Below are 15493 nucleotides of genomic sequence, written 5' to 3'. Positions count from 1 at the left end.
GACAACGCCGCTCGGCTGAGCGCCACCACGGCCGGCGGCAAGACCTTGAGCCACAGCTACGACGCCGCGGGCAACCGCATCCGCACCACCTGGCCGGACGCCTTCTACACGACCACGAGCTACGACGCGGCCAATCGCCCGAGCGCGATCCTGGAGAACGGCAGCGTCAACCTGGCCAGCTACGCCTACGACGACCTGAGCCGGCGCACCACGGTGACGCTGGGCAACGGCACCACCATCCAGCGGACCTACGACAACCAGGGGGCGCTGGCCACCCTGAAGAACTTCCTGGCCTCACCGTCGCAGGAGGCGCAGTACAGCTACACGCGCAACCAGCTCGCAGAACTCAAGAGCATCGCCTGGACCAACAACCTGTACCAGTGGAGCGGGGCGAGCCCGGGTACGAAGAGCTACACGGCCAATGGGCTGAACCAGTACACCGCCGTGGCCGGCACAGCCCAGAGCTACGACGCCAACGGCAACCTCACGGGCGACGGCACCTGGAGCTACAGCTATGACCTGGACAACCGGCTGAAGAGCGCGAGCAAGGCGGGCACGGCAGCAACGCTGGCCTACGACGCCGAAGGAAGGCTCAGGCAAACCGCGATTGGGACGGCCACGACGAACCTGCTGTACGACGCGGCGAACCTGATCGCCGAGTACGACGCGGCGAACTCCGCCATCCAGAGGCGGTATGTGCATGGACCGGGGACCGACGAGCCCATCGTCTGGTACGAGGGTTCGGGCACCACGGCCAAGAACTGGTTCTACACGGACCACCTGGGCAGCATCGTGGCCACGGCCAATGCGACGGGCGCCTCCACCGGCATCTACAGCTATGGGCCCTATGGCGAGCCGAACACGATGAACGGCCCGAGGTTCCGGTACACCGGCCAGCAGCTCATCGGCGAGCTCGGGCTGTACTACTACAAGGCGCGCTTCTACTCGCCCGCATTGGGCAGGTTCCTGCAGACCGATCCGATTGGGTACAAGGACGACGTCAACCTGTATGCCTATGCGGGGAACAACACGCCGAACAGCGTTGATCCAAGCGGTAGATACGTAGAGGTGGCGACCTCCGGGAACAACGTCACGTTTACATATCCCGCTACTTTCATTGGAGCGGCTGCAACTCCGTCGGCAATTGCAGCATATTCGCGAGCTATTGCTTCTGCGTGGACTGGAATATTCGGCGCCTACAGCACGACGATGAATGTCACCGTCCCAACTCCGGGTGCCCCTCGAGATCAGTACAACGTTATCGAAATTGCCGATGTGGGTGCTGCAGGTCGGCCGTTTGCTAACGCCGTGGGAGGAAGTTATATAAGACTTGCACCCTTGAATTCTGATCCGAATACGAATGACTACCGCAGGTGGACCGCCGGTCACGAGGTGGGGCACACTATGGGATTGCCTGATATGTATGCAGAATCGAGCGGTCGAACGAGACCACTTCCGCAATATGAAGGCAACATAATGGCCGAGGCCAGTGGGCACCCTGAAGCTAATGATGTGAGCAATATCATCTTCTTGAACTCAATAAGATTCAATGCAGGGCATGGGAGTTTCCCTGCCCCTACAGAATTGCCGAGCTCACCCGGGTCTCTCAGATCAACCTTAAAGTGAAATGAAAAAATTGTTGCTCATCGCGTCTTGCGGCCTGCTTTTTGGATGCAGTTGGTCCGATAGATCTGCTTCTTCTGAGGTGAAAAAAGAAATGTGGTGCGCACTAAATTCCAGTGCGACTGCGGTCGGAAGTGAAGGGCCGTACGTAAAGATTGAATCTGGCGATATCCACATTGCTTCTAAAAAGCTCCAAGCTGCAACGCAACAACTTTTGAAAAGCCGCGATTTTTTGGAAATTCCGCAAGCAATGGCTAAAACACTTGCCCCCTCCCTCGGCGACCGCAAAAGAGAAGGTCTTTATTATTATTTGGTCCGAGCGGCGGCGCTTTATGATGAAAGTTCAGAATCTCTTGATGATCTGCAATTCAATGTAGTTTATTTTCCGCACACCAAGACATTGAACGTCTATTTTTTTGGACTTGGGGCTGAAGCAACTCCGAAGAATCTCGCACTTCTGATTGCCATCAAACATCACATTTCAAAGGTCAATTCGCTCTGTGAGATTGCTGCCTAAAACCCGAAACTTCGCACGGGCAAATGTGCATGTCATTCATGGGCAATAGACGTTTGTTGCCTTACTTAGGGTTGAGAAAAGCGTTGCGCTGCAATGTTCGACTGACACTTTGCAAAGCAGAGATGAGGCGGCCGCAGTAAGCGAAAATTTAACCGAATTGAGTGCGGCGTTTTCCGCCACTTCCTCGTGCGAGAGCGACTTGATTGAATTGAAAATGAATAAAGCGGGCGTGGCGCGGATCAGATTGTTCGTGGCGATTGTGACGATTGCTCGGATTGAAAAGAACATGAAAATACCTTCTTCTCTCGTCATTGCTCTCGCGGCTGCAGCGTCAGTGAGCGCAAGTGCCGCCGAGTTGAGTGCCGCATTTCGCGCAGCTTCCGACGCCGAGGTGGCGATCTCCGCGGGCGGTGCCACCAACGCCCAGGGCGTCATTATTGGTCCTCGCCAGATCGCAACGGTCTGCCACCGTCTCGCCGGAGCGAATTCGTACTCTGTGCGCTACAAGGAAGGAACGACGCTGGCCTCTCTGCTGGCTGCAGATGAAGACAGGAACGTTTGCCTGCTGCAGGCAGCCGATGCACTTCCCGACCCAGCGGAAACTTCCGACGGCACGCATTCCGTGCTGAACGGCGCTCGCGTGGTGGCATTGGAAAGGCGAGGCATGGCTGTGTCGGCCAGCAATCTCCTCGTCACTGCCCGGTCAACCGTGATAGGCGGTCAGTACATGAGGCTCGGGCCATCGTCTTCGCTCTCGGACGGTTCGGGTGTTTTTGATGCACAAGGGCGGTTGCTGGGCCTTGTGGTGATGGCGAAAGCCGGCAAGTCGCCAACGCCGATGGCATTACCGATCGAGTGGCTGACCGACGTGCAAGATCGTTTGCCCAAACCTCCGCCACGACTATCAGAAATTCCATGGACGAATCAGGCGAGATACCTTGACCATGTCGACGACCCCGCAGAGCGGCTGCAACACCATCTTCGGTGGACGCACGATCGTCCTCAAAGCGCATGGGCATGGAACAACCTCGGCAACGCTTACATCGCCAATCAGGCGCCCGAGAAGGCAGCCGAAGCCTACGAGCGCGCTGTCGCAATTGACCCTCGTTTAGCCTCCGCATGGAGCAATCTGGGCAACGCTTACGGTCTGCTTGGCAACACGAGACTCGCAATCGATTCCTACACCACCGCGACGCGCGTCGATCCCGCTTACAGCAAGGCATGGACCAACCTGGGATTGCTTTACGTCAAGGGCGGACAGAAGGATCGTGCGATCGAATCTTTCAACGCTGCGGCGCAGAGTGGCCTCGGGCCAGAAAGGGCATTGGCGCTGGCGTCATTGGGCAAGCTGCACCTGAAAGGGCCCGAAGCCATTCAGGCTTACTCGGAAGCTCTCAAAGCAGATCCTTCTTGCGTGGACGCGATGGAGGGCTTGGGCCTGGCTTGGTCGGAAGCGGGCGAGTTGGAGAAGGCCGTGGGAATGTATGAGTGGGTGATCCGGGTCGAGCCGCGTCGCATGGCCGCCTGGCACAACCTGGGTGTGGCCTATGAGCGCAACAAGCAGCCCATTCGTGCGCTGGAGGCCTATCGTGCTGCGGTCGCGTTCGCACCGGAGAATGGTCAGGCATGGGAATCGCTCGGGTCTCTTTCAGCCAAGCGCGGAGATTACAAAGCGGCCGTCGAAGCCTTCGTGAACGCCTTGAAGCGCGACCCCTCATCGGTGTCATTGCTCAACGCCTTGGGCCTCACTTATGCGGCGAACGGGCAACGGACCCAGGCCGAGACAAGTTTTCGGCAGGCGGTGGACTTGGATCCGTCGGACATGTCTTCCCTGCTCAATCTGGGCCATTTGAATCTTGTCCAAGGAAAGTACGAAGCCGCGGCACGCGCGTTCGATCGTGCATTGCAGAAAGCGCCGGGATCTGGCCGGGCACTGGGGGGTCTCGGTCAGGCCTATGCGGCCATGGGTGAACGCCAGAGGGCATTGGATATCGCCAGGCAAGCCGGAGCTGCCGCTCGCAAGGATGACAGCGCCTGGTACGAGGTCGGTCGGATTCACAGTGCCTTGGGCGAGCACGAACAGGCCATGGCCGCCTACAGGCGTGCACTTCAGCGTGCTCCTGACGACGTCACCACGCTTTATGCCTTGGGCGAAAGCCTGGCCAACGCCGGAAAAGTGGCCGAATCCCTCGATGCCTATCGTAGGGTTGTCGAGATCAGCCCACTGGATGCCGAAAAATGGATCGCGTTGGGAATACGCCTCAATGATGTCGGTCAGATTGCGCAGGCCAAGGAGGCGTTGGCGACGGCATTGAAGCTGTCCCCGAACAATCGGAGGGCCTTGATCAACATGGGCGTGTCGTTGATCCGCACCAATGATCTGGCGCGAGCTTCCGAAATTTTCGAGCGGTTGAACGTCGAGCAAGCGGACGAGCCTCTTGTCCTCGCCAATCTGGCTGTGACCCGCATTCGATCGGGTCAACGTGAAGACGCAGAAAGGCTGTACCAGCGTCTGACTGCCATCGATCCCGCGATGGCTGCTCGGCTTCACAAAGACGAATTCCAGCCCAAGGGTGCAAGCTCCACCAGTCTCGGGGAGCCTCCAAAGGCAGGGAGCCGGTGAGACATGCGCCCGCATCGATCAAGGACGATCGTGAAAGTTGTCTCCCGGACTTCCCACCTGCACAGGGCCTTCACGCTGCTCGAGCTTCTGGTCGTGCTGGTCATCATCGGCCTGCTCGCCGGCATCGTCGGCCCGCGCCTCTTCGGCAACGTCAGCAAGTCCGAGATCACCACCGCCAAGGCGCAGATCGATGTGCTCGGCAAGGCGCTCGATCAGTACCGGCTCGACGTGGGCCGCTACCCCTCCAGCCAGGAAGGCCTGGCCGCGCTGATGCGCGCAGCGCCCGGAGAATCCCGTTGGCACGGCCCCTACCTGCGCAAGGAAGTTCCGCTGGACCCCTGGGGTACGCCCTACCAGTACAAGTTTCCCGGCGCCCGCCAAGCCGATGATTTCGAGCTGTATTCGTTCGGCCCGGACAAGGCGCCCGGCGGCAGCGGCGACAACGCCGACATCGCCCACTGAGCGCAGCACGCCATGACGATCTTCAAGGTTCGGGGCCTCAGCGCCCAGGGTGAACTGCAGCTGCATCGCATCGATGCACGCACCGCTGAGGAGGCCGAACGGATCGCGGGGCAGGCCGGTCTGCACGTGATCGGCGTGTCGGGCGGCGCTTTCGCATGGCGGCCTGGATCGATGATGTCGCGCAGCGCCTTCGATCTCGCGCTCTTCGCCCACGAACTGGTCGCGCTGCTCGGCGCCGGCCTGTCGCTGATCGAAACGCTGGAAACACTCGCAGAGCGCCGGTCGCAGGACGGAAGCGCCGGCGGTGTCCTCGGCGAACTGGTGCGCAGCATGCAGGAAGGTCAGGCCTTCTCCGTCGCGTTGAGGCGCTTTCCCGCGCACTTCCCCGAGCTGTTCATCGCCTCGATCGCAGCCAGCGAGCACACCGGCGAAATGGTGCCCGCCCTCGAGCGCTACCTGCGCTACCACGCGCAGCTGGGGGCGGTGCGCCAGAAGATCGTCAGCGCTTCGCTCTACCCGGCCATGCTCTGCGTCGTGGGCATCGCGGTCGCGACCTTCCTGCTGTGCTTTCTGGTGCCGCGCTTCAGCCGCGTCTACGAGGGCATGGAAGACAAGCTGCCGCTTGCATCGCGGTGGCTCATGCATTGGGGTGCCTTCGCCAGCGAGCACGGGCTGGGTCTGCTGGTCGCAGCCGGCACGGGGCTGGTGGCGATGGCCGTGCTGGCGACCCGTCCGGCCGTGCGCACCTGGCTCGGCAGGGTGCTGCAAGACAACCGATGGCTCGGCGCGAAGGTGCGCCTGCTGCAGCTTTCGCGTTTCTACCGTTCGCTCGGCCTGTTGCTGGGCGGCGGCATTCCCCTGACCAAGGCCTTGCGGATGGCGCAGGGCCTGCTGCCTCTTTCCTTGCAGTCGGCCGCCGGCGCGGCCATCGTCGACGTCTCGCAAGGCCGCAGCCTGAGTGACAGCCTGCAGGCCAGCGCGCTGACCACGCCGGTCGCCTTGCGCCTGTTGCGCGCCGGGGAGCGCAATGGCCAGACGGCCGAGATGCTGGAGAAGGCCGCTGCCTTCCACGACACGGAGATGAATCACTGGATCGACCGCTTCACCCGGCTCTTCGAGCCGGTACTGATGCTGGTGATCGGCCTGGCGATCGGCGGCATCGTGATCCTTCTGTACTTGCCGATCTTCGAGCTGGCCGGGGCGCTGCAGTGAGCGCGGACGCATGGTTCGATGGCGCGAAGCCGAAGGCGATGAGCTTCGCGGAGCTGGCGCCGCTCACGCCCGATTTCGCGTCGCTGAGCTTCGGCGAATGCCTGGAGCGCGAATGCGTGCTGCTCGCGGACAACGATGGCACCCGCTACTTCGTGAGCAGCGAGCCGCTCGACGAAGGCCTGTGCACCTGGGCCAGCCACCGGATTCCCGGCTGCTTCGCGATCGTCCACACCCATCCGGCGGACCTGAAGGCGCTGCTCTCGCGCCTCGAGGCGCATCAGCAGGCGCTCCATCAGCTGGTGCGCCTGGAACAGGGCGCGGCCGTGCAGGCCGGCAGCGAAGAGATCTCCCCGCGGTCCATCGCGCGGGACGAAAGCCAGGTCGTCCGCCTGGTCAACTCCACGCTCTACGACGCGCACAAGAACGGCGCCAGCGACATCCATTTCGAGAACACGCCCCAAGGGCTGGTCATCAAGTACCGCATCGACGGCGTGCTGTCGCTCGCCCGCCAGCTGCCCGACCTCGCGCTGACGGAGCAGGCGATTTCGCGTCTGAAGGTGATGGCCGAGCTCGACATCGGCGAGAAGCGGATTCCGCAGGATGGGCGCTTCGCGGTGCACATCGGCGGCCGCGAGATCGACTTTCGGGTATCGGTCATGCCGGGGCTCTTCGGCGAGGACGCGGTGCTGCGCATTCTCGATCGTCAGTCGCTGACGGCCGAGCTCTCGCAGCTCAGCCTCGACCTGCTGGGCATCGACGGCGCGACGCAGCAGACCATCCGGCAACTGGCGAGCCAGCCCTACGGCATGCTGCTGGTGACGGGTCCGACCGGCTCCGGAAAGACCACCACGCTCTATGCGACGCTCTGCGAGATCAACCGGGGCGAGGACAAGATCATCACGATCGAGGACCCGGTGGAATACCAGCTGCCCGGCGTTCTGCAGATCCCGGTCAACGAGCGCAAGGGGCTCAGCTTCGCCAAGGGCCTGCGCTCGATCCTGCGCCACGACCCCGATCGCATCCTCGTGGGCGAGATCCGCGATCGCGAAACGGCAGAGATCGCCGTGCAGGCTGCATTGACGGGGCATCTCGTGTTCACGACGGTCCATGCCAACAACGTGTTCGACGTCATCAGCCGCTTCAGGCACATGGGCGTCGATGCCTACAGCTTCGTCACCGCGCTCAACGGGGTGGTGGCGCAGCGGCTGGTGCGCATGAATTGCCCGCAGTGTGCCGAGGACGTCGAGCCCGGCGAGGCGCTGCTGCGCGCCTCCGGCATCCGGCGCTCGGAGCTTGCCGAAGGCGGGCAGCGCCAGGGCAGGGGCTGCGGGCACTGCCGCGGCACCGGCTATCGCGGCCGCCGCGCATTGACCGAGCTGCTGGTGCTCGACGACGAGCTGCGCGAGCTCGTCGTTCAGCAGGCGCCGATCGCGCAGCTGAAAGCCGCCGCGCGCAGCCGCGGCATGGCGTCGATGCGCCGTGCTGCGCTCGATGCGGTCCGGCGCGGGCAGACCACCTTGCAGGAAATCAATCGTGTCACCTTTGTGGAATAGAGCCCGGTTTCGCGTGCATCTGGGCGCAAGCATGCTGGCGGCCTGCGAAGTCCGGGGCCATGGCCGCCGGCGCGTGCTGGCGCGCAAGACGCTCCTGCCGTTCGCGGCGGGCGGGCGCGCGGCGGCGCTGCAGGCGCTGCGCGAGTGGATCGCGCTTGGCCGTGGTGCGTCCATCGAATGGGTGCTGGGACCTTCGGACGTGCGCTACCTGCTCTTGCCCTGGTCGCACGCGCTCGCGGACCTCTCGCTGCGCGAGGCCGTGGCCTGCGCGCTGTTCGAACAGCGCTTCCGGGAGGAGGCGTCGGCGCATGCGGTGCGCTTCGCCAAGGCGCGCTACGGCCAACCGCAGCTCGCGGCCTTCGTTGCCCGTCCTCTCATCGCCGACATTACGGCACACGCCCGCGAGGCGCGGCTTCGGCTGCGGAGCATCGCCCCAGGCATGGCCGTCGTCTGGGCCCGCTTCGGCTCCGTCTTGACCCGGGAGCGCGGCGTGGTTCACCTGGTGGACGGCGACCGGCAGCTCGCGGTTCGGCATGAACGTGGGCAACCCCTGGACGTCGCGTTGCGCCCTTTCGATGAAGCAAGCGATGCGTCCGCGCTCGACGCGCCCTGCGAGCCCGGCGTGCGCCGCTGCTTCTCCTGCTGCATGCCTGCGGACGGCGCGGCGTTTCCGGCGCACGGTTTGAAATTGGACGATGGTCAGGGGTTCGATGCCACCGCCGACATGGCCTATGCATTCGCCCTGTGCGGAGTGTTCTGATGCCGAGGGGTCTCGACTTTGCACACCGTTCGCCGTGGTCGCCCATGACTGCGGTGCTGCTGACGCTGGGCCTGCTCGGCGGCGCCCACGGCCTGTGGCAGCGCCACGCCCTGCTGGCGAAGCGCGCGGCTGCGGTGGCGCAGCTCGAGGCCCTGCGGCGGCCTTCGACCCGCGTGCACGCGGCGGCGGGTGAAGCCATCCAGCCCGAGGCAGCGGGTGAGGCGGATCGCTTGATCGCCAGCTTGCACCGCCCCTGGGAGCCCATGCTCGATGCCCTGCAATCCACGACGACCGAGGATGTCCGGGTGACGCGCGTCCAGCCCGAATCGGATGCATTCCGGCTGCACATCACCGGCGAGGCCGACAACGGCCAGGCCTTCGTCGCATGGATGCAGCGCCTTCAGTCCGACGCGTCGTGGCGTTCCGTCCAGCCGCTGTCGGAGGCGCGGCAGGCAGAAGCCTCCGCCCCCGCCGCCAAGCCCGTGCTGTTCCAGCTCTCGCTGGAATGGCGGCAATCGTGAAGGCACCGGTGCGTCGCTTCACCGCCGCCACCCGACGCGCGGCATGGGTTGCGGGCCGTGCGCGGGCGTCGCTGCACGGGCCGATGCTGCTGGCGCTGGCGGCCCTCTGCTTCTGGCTCGGATTGGCCGGGGTCGTCAACCGCCCGCTGCGCCAGGAGATCCGCGCCTTGCAGAAGGCATCCACGGCCCTGTCGAGCCGTCTTCCGCTGCCCCTTGCCATGGCCGATCCCACGGGGCGCGAGGGCGAGGACCTGGTGCGACCGTTCCTGGCCTTCCTGCCGGACGAGAATTTGTGGAGCGAGCAATTGCAGACTTTGCATTCGCTGATCGGCCAGGCCGGCGTCGAGCTGTCGCGGGTCGAATACGGCAGCCAGCGATTCGAGCATTTGCAGGGAACGTGCCTGTCGCTTCGACTGACCTTGCAAGCCGACGCGCTGTCGTTCCGAAAGTTGCTGCACGACCTGCTCACCGCCATGCCCAATCTCGCGGTCGATCGAATTTCCACCGAGCGATCGCCCGACCGGCCCGACCGGCTGAGCATCAGGCTCGACGCCAGCCTGTACTACCGCGACCCGCGGCCGGGGGACCGTCGATGAGGCGAGCCCGGCTTGGCAAGGGGCTGCAGGCGGGATCGCTGGTCACGGCGGTGCTGACCGCGCTGGCCTTGCTGAAGCCGGAGGCGGTGGACCCCTGGCCCTCGGCGGTGGAGGGCATGATTCGCTCGAAGCCGCAGTCCGAAGCGAACACACGTCCCGCGGAGCCCTGGCTTCGCGCGATGGGCGCACTGCCCGCAGCCCTCGAGCCCGCGCCGCCTCCGCCGGCGCCGCCCCCGCCCCCGCCCGCACCTCCGCCCGACATCCTGCCGCCGCCCCAACCCGTTGCGCCGGACCCGCCCTTCACCTATCTCGGGCGCATCGACCAGGACGGCCGCACGCAGGTCTTCCTGGGGCTCGGGGCTGACCCCTACGTGGTGAAGGTGGGCGACCCGGTCGATGCGCAATGGAAGGTCGAGAAGGCCGATGCGGCCCAGCTCGAGCTGCGCTATCTCCCCTTGAACGAGACCCGAATCGTCCCCTTGCAATGAAATCGATCAGAAGAAGTGCCCTGCGCGCATCGGGCCGGAGCGCTGCTGCCTGCCTGTTGTCGGTCATGCTGCTCTCCGGCTGCGCCACGTACTGGCAGGCGCAGCAGGCGGACCGGCTGCTCGCCGAAGGCCGCACCGACGCCGCCTTGGCCGTGCTCGCCGCGCTGGCCAAGGAGGACCCGGCGCAATACCGCCTTCGGTACGTGCAGGTGCGCGACGGGGCACTGCGCGACCTGCTGGCAAGTGCCAGGCAGCTTGCGTCGCAGGGCAAGTCGGCGGAGGCCGAAGACGCCTACCGCGCCATGCTGCGGATCGACCCGCAGAACGAGCTCGCGTTGTCCGGCGTGGCCACGCTGGCGCGTGCGACGGTCGAAGCCGAGCACATCGCGCAGGCGAACGCCGCACTGAAGAACGGCGACACCGACGCCGCGTTCGATGCGCTGCAGGCCGTGCTCTCCGCGAACCCCGGGCATGCCGAGGCGCAGCGCCTGCAGCAGGGCATCGAGCTGCAAAGGAATCGGGGCCTGGCGGCCGAGCCCGTCCTGGCCGAGGCGCTGCGCAAGCCCGTGACGCTGGAGCTTCGCGACGTCGCAATCCAGACCGTGCTGGAAATCCTCTCCCGCACCTCGAACGTCAACTTCATCCTCGACAAGGACATCAAGAACGACATCAGGACCACCATCTTCGCCAGGAACACCTCGGTCGCCGATGCGCTCGGCCTGGTGCTGCGCACGAACCAGCTCGCGCGCAAGGTGCTCAACGAATCGACCTTGCTGATCTACGCCGACACGGAGGACAAGCGCAGGCACTACGAGGAGCTGGTGATCCGCACCTTCCGCCTGAAGAACGCCGACCCGCGCAAGATGCAGGACCTGGTCAAGACGCTCATTGCGCCGAAGTCCATGGTGGTGGACGACCGGCTCAAGATGATGATCGTTCGCGACAACCTCGACGTCATCGCCGCGACGGAACGGCTCGTGGCCGCCTACGACGTCGCCGACCCCGAAGTGCTGCTGGAGGTGGAGATCCTGGAGATCAACGCCAACGGCCTGCTCAATGCCGGCATCCAGTATCCGACCCGGCTCGCGGCCGGGGTGCTGGGAAGCGCCGGCGTGCCGGGCCAGCTCACCGTGGACGAATTGCGGGGCCTGGGCCGCAACAGCTTCCAGCTCTTTCTTCCCGATCCGCTGCTGGTGCTGAACCTGAAGCAGACGGGCGAGGACAGCAAGACGCTGGCCAACCCGCGCATCCGCGTCAGCAACCGGCAGAAGGCCAAGGTGCTGATCGGCGACAAGGTGCCCGTCATCACCACCACCGTGAACCAGAGCTCCAGCGCCTCGACGGAATCGATCAGCTATCTCGACGTCGGGCTCAAGCTGGAAGTCACGCCCGAGATCCATGTCGACAACGAAGTCACCATCGCCATCGACCTCGAGGTGAGCAGCGTGGTCAAGGAGATCCGCTCGACCACCGGCCTGCTGGCCTACCAGATCGGGACGCGCAACGCCAACACGGTGCTGCGCCTGCGCGACGGAGAGACGCAGGTGCTGGCCGGCTTGATCAAGGACGAGCAGAGCAACAGTTCGGCCGGCATTCCGGGACTGGGGGAGGTGCCCGCCGTCGGCCGCCTGTTCTCCAACCAGACCCAGACCAAGGGCCGTTCGGAGATCGTGCTGCTCATCACGCCCCGGATCGTTCGCGCCATGCCGACGCCCTCGGCGCATGTGCTCGAATTTCCGTCCGGCACTGTCGACAATGCCTCGGTCCGGCCGATGCGCCTGACGCCCGGCGGCCAGTACGCCGGCAAGCCCGAGCCTTCTCTTGCGGCGGAGGCGGCCCCATGAAGCCCAGCCGCGGATTCACCCTCGTCGAGATGATGGTGACGGTCACGCTGGTCGGCATCCTCGCGTCCGTCGTCGTGCCGCTGACCGAGATGGCCGTCCGGCGCGCGAAGGAACAGGAACTGCGCATCGCATTGCGCGAGATCCGCACGGCCATCGACGCCTACAAGCGCGCGGGCGACGAAGGACGCATTCATCGCTCCGCCACCACCACCGGCTATCCGCCCACGCTGGCGGCGCTGGTCGAGGGCGCGGTCGATCTCCGGGACCCGGGCCGCCGCAAGATCTTCTTCCTGCGCCGGGTGCCGCGCGATCCCATGAATGCCGACCCCGGTCTGGCCCCGGAAGCCACCTGGGGCAAGCGCGCCTATGCGAGCGAAGCCGATCGTCCCAGGGAGGGCGACGACGTGTACGACGTCTACTCGCTGAGCGGCAGGCCTGGCTCTAACGGCCGCCCGTACCAGGAGTGGTGAGATGCGACGAGCCCGGGCATTCACGCTGATCGAACTGCTGGTCGTGATGGCCATCGTGTCGGCGCTCCTCACGATCGCGGTGCCGCGCTACCTGCGGCAGGCCGATCGCGCCAAGGAGGCCGCCCTGCGGGAGAACCTCGGCGCGATGCGGCTCGCGCTCGATCAGTTCTACAGCGACCGTGGCAGCTATCCGGAGCGCCTGGACGAGCTCGTCGCGCAGCGCTACCTGCGCGCGATGCCCCTGGACCCGGTCACCGAGCGAAGGGACTCGTGGGTCCCGCTGCTGCGCGACGAAGAAGGAGGCCGCAAGGTGATCCACGACGTCCACAGCGGCGCCCCGGGAAACGCCGCGGACGGCACGCCGTTCAGGGCCTGGTAGGTGGCGGTGGCGCGCCGCCGGCATCAGCGGGGCATCGGGTACCTCACCCTGCTGCTGCTCGTGTTCCTGCTGTCCCTCGGCGCCGGCAAGGCGATGGAGGTCCACGCGACCCGCGTGCAGAGGGAGCGCGAGGCCGAACTGGTTGACGTCGGGTCGCGCTACCGCGAAGCGATCAAGAGCTACTACCTCAGCGCGCCGGACGGCCAGCGCAAGTACCCGAGCCGCCTGGAAGATCTGCTGAAGGACTCGCGCCACCTGGTGGTCCGGCGATACCTCCGGCGGCTCGATCCCGATCCGATGACCTCGCAGCCGTTCACACCCTTGATGGCGCCGCAGGGCGGCATCTGGGGCGTGGCAAGCCGATCACCGAAGGCGCCGCTGCGCCTGCGCAGACCCGATGGCGTGATCGCGAACGGGGCTGCGCCGCGAAGCTATGGCGACTGGCGCTTCGTCTACGACGGCAGCGACCGATGAACGATCGCCGCGGCCGGCGGATCAGCGCAGCATTGCCGACATCGCCGAGCAGCAGTTGAGCATGCGCACCGCCGCTTCCACCGAGGGCGCGGCGAAGCGAAGCTCGGTCGGCGCGCTGCGCTCGAAGGCGGGCCACTGGCAGAACAGGTCGGCAAGGGCGGGCGACTGCGTGCGCAGGGTGACGGCCAGCGGCTTGGCGAGCAGCAGCGGGCGGGCCCTTCCCTGCGCGGCCAGCGCCACGGCCACGCCTTCGCGGATGGTCGCGCAGGATTGCGCCGGCGACAGCGAAACGCCGCTGGTCTGCCCGGTCGCGCGCTTGGTCTGCACGAAGACGGCGTGCGGGAAGAGCGCACGGTTCTCCGCGATGAAGACGTCGTCGCCGCTCGCCATCAGCACCGGCACGCCGTACTCGCCGGCCAACGCGCCGTAGAGGCCGGCTTCGCCCAGCGCCTGGCCGCCGATCTCCACGCCCGCGAAGGCGAAGCTGTTGATGGTGTGGGCCAGGATGCCCGAGCCGCCGGCGCGCGAGTGGTAGCCGACCATGCACACGCCGTCCACGCCGAGCTCCACGCCGGCCACCATGCTCAGGTAGCGCGGCTTGCCCTGGATCACCTGCGCGCGCGCATCGAGCAGGTCCGGCGGCATGTTGCGAAAGTCGCCGTGCGAATCGTTCACCCACACCTCGGTGGCCCCGCCGTCGAAGGCCCCCGCGATGGCGGCGTTGGCCTCGTCGGTCATCAGCCGGCGTGCGCGCTCGTATTCGGGGTTGCCGGCGCGCACCTGCTGCGAATGGAACACGCCGGCCACGCCTTCGATGTCGACGGAGATCAGGATTTTCATGGGTGCGGATCGAGGGGGTGGGCGAAGGTGTCGGAAGGCCAGTCGCGCAGCAGTTCGCTCAGCGCCGGGCGCCTGTGGCCGTGGCGCCCGGTGATCGACTCGGCGCGCCACAGCGCATGCAGGATGGCTTGCTCCACGCTGTCGGCCGCGGCCCGGAACAGGCCGTCCAGCAGCGCGTCGTGCAGCAGGGCGACCGCCGGCATCGGCTGCTCGCTTCGCAGGGGCAGCGTGTAGGCGGTGGAAAAGGCGAGGGCGATGTCGCCGCTGCCGTGGCCGAACACCGAGCCGGTGCGCGCCAGGCCGGCGCCTGCGCGCAGCGCCAGGCGGCGCAGCTGGCGCGCGTCCAGCGGCGCGTCGGTGGCGATGAGCATGATGATCGAGCCCTTCTCGGGCTCGGCCGCCGGCGCCGCGCCGGCCAGTTGGGCCTCCAGCCGAGGGCCGACCGCGCGGCCCGCGATCACCAGGTGGGGCAGCAGGCCGTAGTTGGCCAGCACCAGCGCGCCCACCGTGTGCCGCCCCGCGCCCGGCCTCGGCACGCGCCGCGAGGCCGTGCCGATCCCGCCCTTGAGCGCGAAGCTGGACATGCCGCGCCCCGCGCCGACCGAGCCCTGCGCCACCTCGCCGCTCGCCGCGGCGCAGGCCTGCCGGTAGTGGTGTCCGCGCACGGCCATGCGCTGCATGTCGTTGAGGAAGCCGTCGTTGCACTCGAAGACCAGCGGATTGACGCTGGGCAGGCCGCGCCCGCATTCGGGGTTCATGGCGATGCAGTCGCGGATCTGGGCCTCGGCCACGGCCGGCACCGAGAAGGTGTTGGTCAGCGCAATCGGCGTTTCGAGCACGCCGAGCTCTTCGACCTGCACCAGCCCCACGCTCTTGCCGAAGCCATTGAGCACCGCCGCGCCCGCGGGCACGCGCTGCAGGAAGGGATCGCCCGCGTGCGGATGCACCACCGTCACCCCGGTCTGAACCTCCGCTTCGTCGAGCGTGCAATGCCCGACCGTGACGCCGGCCACGTCGGTGATGGCGTCGCGCTCGCCCGAGGGCAGGGCGCCGATGTGTGGAACGGCTGGGGAGGGCATCGGCTCACCCGGTCAACCTGGACGCAGAAGACCTCGCGTACGGATGTCCGCG

At 65.9% G+C, this 15493-nt stretch carries 16 protein-coding genes; 14 read left to right on the top strand and 2 right to left on the bottom strand.

The window, feature by feature from the left end; translation table 11 throughout:
* The 14 genes from J2739_RS21265 to J2739_RS21200 all read left to right on the top strand — a co-directional run.
* The coding region (locus J2739_RS21265) for an RHS repeat-associated core domain-containing protein (protein ID WP_309905294.1) at positions 1-1626 on the top strand (1626 nt) is incomplete at its 5' end.
* Between the two features lies 1 nt (position 1627).
* The gene (locus tag J2739_RS21260) at positions 1628-2140 is read left to right on the top strand and encodes a hypothetical protein (protein ID WP_309905292.1); all 513 of its coding nucleotides are present in this window, start codon (positions 1628-1630) and stop codon (positions 2138-2140) included.
* A gap of 199 nt (positions 2141-2339) precedes the next feature.
* The gene (locus tag J2739_RS21255; RefSeq protein ID WP_309905290.1) at positions 2340-4763 is read left to right on the top strand and encodes a serine protease; all 2424 of its coding nucleotides are present in this window, start codon (positions 2340-2342) and stop codon (positions 4761-4763) included.
* A 30-nt stretch (positions 4764-4793) separates the two neighbouring features.
* Entirely contained in the window at positions 4794-5225 is a 432-nt protein-coding gene (gene gspG / locus J2739_RS21250) for a type II secretion system major pseudopilin GspG (RefSeq protein ID WP_309905288.1), read from the top strand.
* A gap of 12 nt (positions 5226-5237) precedes the next feature.
* Positions 5238-6437, top strand: a complete 1200-nt coding sequence (locus J2739_RS21245; RefSeq protein ID WP_309905285.1) for a type II secretion system F family protein — start codon at positions 5238-5240, stop codon at positions 6435-6437.
* Positions 6434-7990, top strand: a complete 1557-nt coding sequence (locus tag J2739_RS21240) for a GspE/PulE family protein (protein ID WP_309905283.1) — start codon at positions 6434-6436, stop codon at positions 7988-7990. Before J2739_RS21245 ends, J2739_RS21240 begins: the two co-directional genes overlap by 4 nt.
* A 31-nt stretch (positions 7991-8021) precedes the next feature.
* Complete coding sequence (locus J2739_RS21235) at positions 8022-8750, top strand: hypothetical protein (RefSeq protein ID WP_309905281.1); 729 nt, start codon at positions 8022-8024, stop codon at positions 8748-8750.
* Positions 8751-8794: 44 nt separating this feature from the next.
* A complete protein-coding gene (locus J2739_RS21230; RefSeq protein ID WP_309905279.1) occupies positions 8795-9271 on the top strand; it encodes a PilN domain-containing protein in 477 nt (158 codons plus the stop codon).
* Positions 9256-9867, top strand: a complete 612-nt coding sequence (locus tag J2739_RS21225; protein WP_309905277.1) for a GspMb/PilO family protein — start codon at positions 9256-9258, stop codon at positions 9865-9867. Before J2739_RS21230 ends, J2739_RS21225 begins: the two co-directional genes overlap by 16 nt.
* Positions 9864-10355: a hypothetical protein gene (locus tag J2739_RS21220; RefSeq protein ID WP_309905275.1), complete on the top strand. Its 492-nt coding sequence runs from the start codon at positions 9864-9866 to the stop codon at positions 10353-10355. Before J2739_RS21225 ends, J2739_RS21220 begins: the two co-directional genes overlap by 4 nt.
* A complete protein-coding gene (locus tag J2739_RS21215) occupies positions 10352-12199 on the top strand; it encodes a tetratricopeptide repeat protein (protein WP_309905273.1) in 1848 nt (615 codons plus the stop codon). Before J2739_RS21220 ends, J2739_RS21215 begins: the two co-directional genes overlap by 4 nt.
* The gene (locus J2739_RS21210) at positions 12196-12669 is read left to right on the top strand and encodes a prepilin-type N-terminal cleavage/methylation domain-containing protein (protein WP_309905270.1); all 474 of its coding nucleotides are present in this window, start codon (positions 12196-12198) and stop codon (positions 12667-12669) included. The genes J2739_RS21215 and J2739_RS21210 overlap by 4 nt, the downstream gene beginning before the upstream one ends.
* 1 nt (position 12670) lies before the next feature.
* The gene (locus J2739_RS21205) at positions 12671-13048 is read left to right on the top strand and encodes a type II secretion system protein (RefSeq protein WP_309905268.1); all 378 of its coding nucleotides are present in this window, start codon (positions 12671-12673) and stop codon (positions 13046-13048) included.
* A complete protein-coding gene (locus J2739_RS21200) occupies positions 13049-13522 on the top strand; it encodes a type II secretion system protein (RefSeq protein ID WP_309905266.1) in 474 nt (157 codons plus the stop codon).
* A 21-nt stretch (positions 13523-13543) separates the two neighbouring features.
* Here the strand turns inward: J2739_RS21200 and J2739_RS21195 are convergent, their stop codons facing one another.
* Both J2739_RS21195 and J2739_RS21190 read right to left on the bottom strand, forming a co-directional pair.
* Complete coding sequence (locus J2739_RS21195) at positions 13544-14362, bottom strand: M55 family metallopeptidase (protein ID WP_309905264.1); 819 nt, start codon at positions 14360-14362, stop codon at positions 13544-13546.
* A complete protein-coding gene (locus J2739_RS21190; protein ID WP_309905262.1) occupies positions 14359-15441 on the bottom strand; it encodes a DmpA family aminopeptidase in 1083 nt (360 codons plus the stop codon). The genes J2739_RS21195 and J2739_RS21190 overlap by 4 nt, the downstream gene beginning before the upstream one ends.
* Positions 15442-15493: the final 52 nt, after the last annotated feature.

This window comes from Variovorax soli, from assembly GCF_031454625.1.
Taxonomy (GTDB): Bacteria; Pseudomonadota; Gammaproteobacteria; order Burkholderiales; family Burkholderiaceae_C; genus Variovorax; species Variovorax soli_A.
The sequence above is the reverse complement of the archived record's forward strand: the minus strand, read 5'-3'. Positions and strand labels throughout refer to the sequence as shown.